The sequence below is a fragment of the Mycobacterium sp. TH-M15 genome (assembly GCF_057473705.1).
The window spans coordinates 1-1,635 of sequence record NZ_JBYCLB010000049.1 but is presented as its reverse complement, the minus strand read 5'-3'; the positions used below and the strand labels follow the sequence as shown (position 1 = coordinate 1,635).

General features: G+C 73.2%; 3 protein-coding genes. All 3 read left to right on the top strand.

Going from position 1 to position 1,635, the window contains the following annotated elements; all coding sequences use genetic code 11:
- Positions 1 to 57: 57 nt before the first annotated feature.
- A complete protein-coding gene (ipdE2, locus tag AC2VNT_RS01285) occupies positions 58 to 1,029 on the top strand; it encodes an acyl-CoA dehydrogenase IpdE2 (RefSeq protein ID WP_486945137.1) in 972 nt (323 codons plus the stop codon).
- 4 nt (positions 1,030 to 1,033) lie between these two features.
- Complete coding sequence (locus AC2VNT_RS01280) at positions 1,034 to 1,201, top strand: hypothetical protein (RefSeq protein WP_486945136.1); 168 nt, start codon at positions 1,034 to 1,036, stop codon at positions 1,199 to 1,201.
- On the top strand, positions 1,198 to 1,635 hold a 438-nt coding region (locus tag AC2VNT_RS01275), incomplete at its 3' end, for an aminotransferase class I/II-fold pyridoxal phosphate-dependent enzyme (protein WP_486945135.1). The genes AC2VNT_RS01280 and AC2VNT_RS01275, both read left to right, overlap by 4 nt.

The following is a 1,635-nucleotide window of genomic DNA, read 5'->3' as shown; positions in this document are numbered from 1 at the left end:
GCGGCCGGCCTGGGGTGATCCCACCGCGCACCGCCGGCGGGTGCTGGAGGCGATCCGGTGAGCGAGGAACGCGACCTGCTGCGCCAGACGGTGGCCGCGCTGGTGGAGAAACGCGCCACCGGGGAGGCGGTGCGCACCGCGCTGGAGTCACCCGGCGGCTACGACGAATCGCTGTGGCAGCTGCTCTGCGAGCAGGTCGGCGCCGCAGCGCTGGTGGTGCCGGAGGAGTTCGGCGGCGCCGGCGGCGGTCTGGCCGAGGCGGCGGTGGTGCTCGAGGAGCTCGGCAAGGCGCTGGTGCCGAGCCCGCTGCTCGGCACCACGCTGGCCGAGCTGGCGTTGCTGGCGGCACCCGCGCCGGACGGCGAGGCGCTGGCGCGGCTGGCGGCGGGCAGCGCGATCGGCGCCGTGGTCTTCGACACCGACTACGTGGTCAACGGCGACCTGCTGGCGTCCGGCGCCGACGGCGTGGTGATCGGCGCGCACGACGGCCAGCTGCACCGGTGGACCAGCTTTACCGCGACCGCGGTCGCCACCATGGACCCGACCCGTCGGCTGGGCCGGGTCACCCCCGCCGACACCACCGGCATCGGCCCCGATCCCGGTGTCGCCGACTACGCGGCGATCCTGCTGGCGGCCGAGCAGATCGGCGCGGCGGCCCGCTGCCTGGAGCTGACCGTCGACTACACCAAGAGCCGGGTGCAGTTCGGCCGACCGATCGGCAGCTTCCAGGCGCTCAAGCACCGGATGGCCGACCTGAACGTGGCGGTGTCGGCCGCCCGGGCGGTCGTCGACGACGCGGTGGCCGACCCGTCGCCGACGTCGGCGGCGCTGGCCGGATTCGTCGCCAGCCAGGCGTTCTCGACGGTCGCCGGCGAGGCGGTCCAGCTGCACGGCGGCATCGCGATCACCTGGGAGAGCGACATCCAGCTGTATTTCAAACGCGCACACGGCAGCTCGCACCTGCTCGGATCACCCGCCGAACAGCTGCGCCGACTGGAACCAGAGGTGTTCTCACACACCGTACGGTAGGGACATGTGTAGCATCGCCACCCCCGACGAGCCCAACGTCTCGTCCACCCGCTGGTGCACGGTGGTCCGCAAGCTGGATCTCGGTCGCGGCGAAGCCGACACCTTCGCCGGGGATGCCTCCGCGCATTTCGCACCCGCCGACCCGTTCACCTTCGTGGGCGTGAGTGGATGAACGATCGCGCCGCGCTGCGGGCCGGGATCCCGCCGTTCCACGTGATGGACGTCTGGCTGGCGGCCGCCGAACGCCAGCGCAGCCACGGTGACCTGGTGAACCTGGCGGCCGGCCAGCCGAGCGCCGGGGCGCCGGAACCGGTGCGGGCGGCCGCCGTCGCCGCGCTGCGGGCCGACCAGCTGGGATACACGGTGGCCCTGGGCATCCCGGAGCTGCGGGCGGCGATCGCCGGCTCCTACCGCGACCGCTACCGCCTGGACGTCGACCCCGACGACGTCGTGGTGACCACCGGCTCCTCCGGCGGTTTCCTGCTGACGTTTCTGGCCTGCTTCGACGTCGGCGACCGGGTAGCGATCACCAGCCCGGGCTACCCGTGTTACCGCAACATCCTGACCGCACTGGGCTGCGAGGTGGCGGAGCTGCCGTGCGGGCCG

Coding starts and splice junctions, on each gene's coding strand:
- AC2VNT_RS01280 (WP_486945136.1), top strand. CDS start 1,034: ATGTGTAGCATCGCCACCCCCGACGAGCCCAACGTCTCGTCCACCCGC.